At 62.1% G+C, this 6,164-nt stretch carries 3 protein-coding genes; 1 reads left to right on the plus strand and 2 read right to left on the minus strand.

Annotated features, from left to right (window positions below):
- Nucleotides 1-93 precede the first annotated feature (93 nt).
- Entirely contained in the window at nt 94-2,967 is a 2,874-nt protein-coding gene (glnE, locus tag G5168_RS20560; protein ID WP_421252657.1) for a bifunctional [glutamate--ammonia ligase]-adenylyl-L-tyrosine phosphorylase/[glutamate--ammonia-ligase] adenylyltransferase, read from the plus strand.
- A 145-nt stretch (nt 2,968-3,112) separates the two neighbouring features.
- On the opposite strand, the gene G5168_RS20565 is transcribed toward glnE, so the two are convergent.
- Together G5168_RS20565 and G5168_RS20570 are read right to left on the minus strand one after the other, a co-directional pair.
- Nucleotides 3,113-5,275, minus strand: coding sequence for an AsmA family protein (locus G5168_RS20565; RefSeq protein WP_421252658.1), 2,163 nt, complete (start codon nt 5,273-5,275; stop codon nt 3,113-3,115).
- Between the two features lie 132 nt (nt 5,276-5,407).
- Nucleotides 5,408-5,914, minus strand: a complete 507-nt coding sequence (locus G5168_RS20570; RefSeq protein WP_421222423.1) for an NUDIX domain-containing protein — start codon at nt 5,912-5,914, stop codon at nt 5,408-5,410.
- Nucleotides 5,915-6,164 lie beyond the last annotated feature (250 nt).

Genomic DNA, 6,164 nt, shown 5'->3' on the forward strand with positions numbered 1-6,164 from the left:
GACAGTGCTAGATTGGCAGCCACCATTTTGAACCGGCAGCGTTGTTAACCTCGTGTCGTTAACCCGCTGTCGTGAACCACAAGGACGGCAACCGTGGCCCAGCACTCTCCCTCTTTCTCCGCCTTCTTCCCCCTGCTGCAAGAACAGGCCGAGCGCCAATGGCAGCGACTGGTCGAGCTGGCCCCCGACTATGGCTCGCTGCCCGAGCCCGTTCGCCAGACCCTGCTGACCCTGCTCGGCCTCTCCGATTTTGTCGCCGACTCCCTCTTCAAACAGCCGGAGTTGCTGACCGAACTGCTCGCCTCCGGTGATCTCGAACGAACCGAACGCTGGCCCGCTTACCAGCACGATCTGACCGCCCTGCTCGCCGAGGTGAGTGATGAAGAGGCGCTCAAGCGCATCCTGCGCCAGTTCCGCCGCAGCCGCATGCTGGTGATCGCCTGGCGCGAGCTGCTGGGCCACGCTGAAGTAGAAGAGAGCTTTATCCACCTCACCAAGCTGGCAGATACGCTGATCTGCTCTGCCCGCGACTGGCTCTACGCCAAACAGTGCGGCGAGCTGGGCACCCCGATGGATGGCAATGGCAACCCGCAACCGCTGCTGATCCTCGGTATGGGCAAGCTGGGGGGCGGCGAGCTGAACTTCTCCTCGGACATCGACCTTATCTTCACCTTCCCCGAGAACGGCTACACGGTTGGCGGGCGACGCGAGCTCGCCAACCAGCAGTTCTTTATCAAGCTGGGCCAGCGCATCATCAACGCCCTCCACCAGCCCACCCAGGATGGTCAGGTGTTCCGGGTCGATATGCGCTTACGCCCCTTTGGCGATGCGGGGCCGCTCGCCATCTCCTTCGCCGCCATGGAGGATTACTACCAGCACCACGGCCGCAACTGGGAGCGCTACGCCATGGTCAAGGCGCGGGTACTGGGGCCCCAGTGCGAGCACGCGGTGGAGCTGGCCGAGATGCTTCGCCCCTTCGTGTTTCGCCGCTATATCGACTTTGGCGTTATCGACGGCCTGCGCCAGATGAAGGCGATGATCGCCGCCGAGGTGCGCCGCAAGGGGCTGGAGGGCAACATCAAGCTGGGGGCTGGCGGCATCCGTGAAGTGGAGTTTATCGCCCAGGCGCTGCAACTGATCCGAGGCGGGCGCGAGCCGGCGCTGCGGGTGCGTCACCTGCCCGAAGCGCTGGCCGCCATCGCCCAATGTGGCGCCCTCGAATCCGCCCATTGCGACCGCTTGCTGACGGCCTATCGCTTCCTGCGCCGGGTCGAAAACATCCTGCAGGAGATCGGCGATCAGCAGACCCAGACCCTGCCCACCGAGGAGCGGGATCGCCAACGGCTGATCGCAGCTCTGGGTTTTGCTGACTGGGACGCCTTTATGGCTCATCTGGACGAGGAGATGGCCGCCGTCCATCAGGAGTTCGCCGCCGTGGTGGGGGAAGAGAAGGAGGCCCCCGCCCATCTGGAGCAGCTCTGGCTCGATCTGTGGCGCACCGAGCTCGACGCCGCCGAGCTGGAAAAATTGCTGACTGCGCAGGGGGTGGCCGAGCCCGCCCCGCTCTGTGCCGCGCTGCTGCGTTTCAAGGAGGAGTACAAGCGCCGTCAGGTAGGGCCGCAGGGGCGCATCGCGCTGGACTGGCTGATGCCGGAGCTGCTGCGGCTGGTGGTCGCCAGCGAGCAACCCGCCCGCCTGTTCGAACGGGTCTGTGAGCTGCTGACCCGCATCTTCACCCGCAGCGCCTATTTGCAACTGCTGGCGGAGAACCCGGGCGCCCTGCGCCAGCTGGTGCGGCTGTGCGACGCCAGCCATCTGGTGAGCGAGCAGCTGGCCCGCTACCCGATTTTGCTGGACGAGCTGCTCGATCCCCAGCACCTCTACCACCCCACCCCGCTCGACCAGTACAAGCCCCAGCTGCGCCAGTTCCTGCTGCGCATCCCCGAAGAGGACGTGGAGCAGCAGATGGAGGCACTGCGCCAGTTCAAGCAGGTACAGCTGCTGCGCATCGTGGCGGCCGACATCGCCGGCGCCCTGCCGCTGATGAAGGTGAGCGACCACCTCACCTGGCTGGCAGAGGCGATCACCGAAGAGGTGGTCAATCAGGCGTGGGCCCAGATGAGCGAGCGCTACGGAGTGCCGCCCGAAGTGGCGCTGAGCGGCCAGCGCGGCTTTGCAGTGGTGGCCTATGGCAAGCTGGGCGGTATCGAGCTCGGTTACGGCTCGGATCTCGATCTGGTGTTTCTGCACGGCGGCGATCCCAACAGCTACACAGATGGTCGCAAGCCCATCGACAGCCGCCAGTTCTACCTGCGTCTCGCCCAGCGGATCCTGCACCTGTTCAGCACCCGTACCCCCTCCGGCATTCTCTACGAGATCGATATGCGGCTGCGCCCTTCCGGCGACTCCGGCCTGCTGGTCTCGTCCCTCTCGGCCTATGAGCAGTATCAGCAAAACGAGGCGTGGACATGGGAACATCAAGCGCTGGTGCGGGCCCGCCCCATCTATGGCGATGATGCCATCGTTGCCGAGTTTGCCCGTATCCGCCGCGATGTGCTGGCCAAGGAGCGGGAGCTGCCGACCCTAGCCCGCGAGGTGCGCGAGATGCGCCACAAGATGCGGGATCACCTGCTCAAAGCCGGTGCCGGCGAGTTCGATCTCAAACAGTCCCCCGGCGGCATGGTGGATATCGAGTTTATCGCCCAGTATCTGGTGCTGGCCCACGCCTGCGGCGAACCCGATGCCCTCACTCGCTGGTCCGATAACGTGCGCATCTTCGACGAGTGCGTCATGGCAGGGGTGCTGACGCTGGAGCAGGCGGAGGGGCTGAAGCAGGCCTATCTGGAGATCCGCAACCTCGGCCATCGCCTCAACCTCTCGGAGATCTCCCGCAAGGTGAGCGACGATCAGTTGCAGAGTGAGCGCAGCCATGTCCTCGGCGTCTGGCAAACCCTGCTGGGGGAGTAATTCCCGCCAGCGGCAATGAAAAAGGGCCCGCCTGAAGCAATTCAGGCGGGCCCTTCCCTATAGAGTTGCCAGGCCAATGCCTAGTCCGATACGACACTCACAGAACGGTCTCCACAATACATGGGGATAAAACGAAAGGCTGGGGCTATTTGAACAATCCCTTGAGCAGCTGGTCAGCCACACCTTTGACGGCTTCATTGTCGGCCTTGTCCCCCAGCAGCTTCTTGAGGCCGCGTTCGGCCTCCTTGCGCGCCTTATCCTCCAGCAACTTGTTGTTGCTGAGCAGCGCCTTCACGTCGAGCTGGTAGCTGGGGGCTTGCCAGTGGCCACCGATCCGCACCGGAATGGTGATCTCTTTGAGCTCGTCCACATCCTTTCCTCCCTGCCCCTTGCTGCTCTCGACAATGGAGGTGAGGAACAGGAAGTCGAGGCTCTCCGGCACCAGCGCCGTCTGCCCCTCCCCCTTGACCCGCAAGGCGGGGGCAAAGAGCTGGATGTCGTTGCTGCGGGCGATGCCGTCGGCAATCTGGAAGCTGGCGGTGAGGGCGCTGAAGTCGGTCTTGCGCGCCTCCTTCACCTGCTCGGCCCCCTTGCCGCTGAGGGTGGCCCGCGCCTCGCGGATCATCTCAGGCAGGTTGATGCCGTGCAGGGCGCCGTCGCTCAGTTTCAATGTGACCTTGCCCCGCATCCCGTTGCGCAGTGCCAGAGGAGAGAGACCGCGCCCCTGCACCTGCACATCGAGATCGCCCCTGCCCTCCAGCAGATCGCTCTGGGCCAGAGTCTGCAACAAGGGACGAATGTTCACTCCGGCCACCTGCTTGTGCACCTTGTAGGTGGCGGGCTGCTGGCGCGCGTCGAGTACCCCGTTCGCGCTTACCTGACCGCCAGCCACGGTCGCGCTGAACTGTTTGAGCGTCAGCAGTCCCTTGGCCAGAGCCAGCTGCAGATCGACAGCACCGAGATCCAGCCCTTTCAGGCGCAGGCTGCCGAGTTGCAGCCGACCATCCAGATCCACCCCTTTGAGCGCGCCCAGATCCGGTTCAACCGCGGAGAGGGCTTCGCTCTTGCCGGTTATCGCTTTATTGCCACTTGCAGCGGTGTTGGCAACACCGGCCGCCGGTTTGTCCTCTTTCGCCTGCGCAGGTGTGGTCGGTGCCGATTTGGCGAGCCATTTGTCGAGATCCAGCTTCTCCCCCTTGAGATCGAAGGTGATTTCGGGAACAACTCCAAGCTGCACGGTTCCATCACCACTCAGCAGCGCCTCATCGGCACTCATCACCAGCTTGCTCAGGGTGATCAGCTGCTTGTCGAGCTCGGCACGGGCAAACCCGGCCAGTTTCAGCTTCATCTGCGGGCGTGGCAGCGCATCACCTTCCAGCGCTGCGGTCAGCAGTACATCGGAGAGCTCGGCAAGCTTCATCTCCTTGTCGAGCCGCCCTTTAAGTGTTCCTTCCAGAGAGCCAGCCAGTGAAGCTTGCTGCCCCTCTACCTTGGCACCCTTCAGCGCCAACGTGAGGTTGCTCCACTCACCGAGGGCCAATCGGTCTCCCTTGATGGAGAAACTGTCGAGTCGCAGGGACGGATCACTCAGGCTGCCACTGAGGCTCAAGTCTTTCAGTTCACTCGCCATCACCTCCTGCGCCAGCTTGATCTGGGCCTGCCCTTTAACATCGAAAGCGAGCTTGTCGGCACTCCCCTTGGCGGCCAGCGTCACGGGTACCCACTGACCGGTGGCCAGCTGCCCCATATCGAGATCGAGGCGATCCAGTCGCAGCGAGGTGCCGCTGCGATCATCCTGTACCAGCGCACTGGCCTGGAAGAGCGCGACACCCTGCAAGCTGATCTGCCAGGGCTTGCTATCAGCGGTTGGCGCAGGAGCTGCGGGAGCGACCGGTTCGCTTGTATCAGCAGTGGCATCTTTGATCAGTCCGCTCAGATTGGAGCTGCCATCCGCCTTGGTCTGGATAAAGAGATGGGCGCCACTCAGGGTCACCTTGCCGATCTCCAGACGATGGGAGAGCAGCGGCAACAGGGCCACCGAGGCCTCGCCCTGCTCGAAACGAACCAGATCCGGCTCGGCAAAACCGGCCGGATTGCGCAGGGCGACCTTCTCCAGCGAGAGGCCGAGACTCGGCCAGAAACGCCAGTCAATCTCCCCCGCCATCACCAGCTCCCGGCCTGTGCTCTTGCGCACCTGTTCAGCCAGTTGGGGCTTGAATTGATTGGGGTCGATAAGGCTTATCAGCGTCACTATGGCCAGCAAGGCTGCTACGGCGATGCCGAGCAAGATGAGAACTATCTTCTTCACGATATGCTCCTTGAATCCGGATCCACTGCTGACTATACCACTCACCGTCTGACGAATGGCGTCTGCGGGACAAAAGCGGACATGGATGAGACAGGGATGGTCGCTGCCAATCCCCATCGTCATCAGCAGGAATCAGGCTTGCAAAGAGGATTGCTGCAGCCGCGCCATCGCGGTGCGCGTCGACTCGAAAGCAAAGCGGGGCAAGGGGATATCGCTGATCTTCAGCCACTGACAGGCGGCCACATCGTCAGCCGGCTGGATGACAGGTTTTTGACTCAGCCTGATGGCGAAGAAGGTGTCACAGGTGTGGTAGGTGATATTGTCGTAGGGATAGATATTGGGGTATGAACCAAGATAGGTAAAAGGTTGGGCGCTGACATTGAGCCCCAGCTCCTCCTGCAATTCCCGCACCAGCGCCCCCTCCAGCGACTCGCCGGGATCGACAAATCCGCCCGGCAGATCCAGCAACCCCTTGCCAGGATTACGGGCACGCACCGCAACCAGCACCTCGTCCTGCCAGCAAAGCGCCACCATCACAGCCGTCGCCACATTTTGGAAAAAATGAAAACCGCAGCCACAGCGAAACTCTTTAGGGCTGACGCTCTGCAGGGTTTGACCGCCGCATTTTGGACAAAACATGGGCTATCTCCGACGAAATAAAGCACCATTTTACGCTGTTGTGACCGTTTTTTATGAGTAAAACCGACGGGGAAGACTAGGCATTCAAAGGGAGAGGAATAAAACGGGACAATTATCAGACGATTTAATAAATTGCATGCAACAAAAAACCCCGCTCGATGAGCGGGGTTCTTAAATTGGGTGCCTGGCAGTGTCCTACTCTCGCATGGCGAATGCCACACTACCATCGGCGCTACCGCGTTTCACTTCT

This window comes from Aeromonas sp. 600724 (assembly GCF_049175135.1).
In the GTDB taxonomy this organism is placed as follows: domain Bacteria; phylum Pseudomonadota; class Gammaproteobacteria; order Enterobacterales; family Aeromonadaceae; genus Aeromonas; species Aeromonas veronii_A.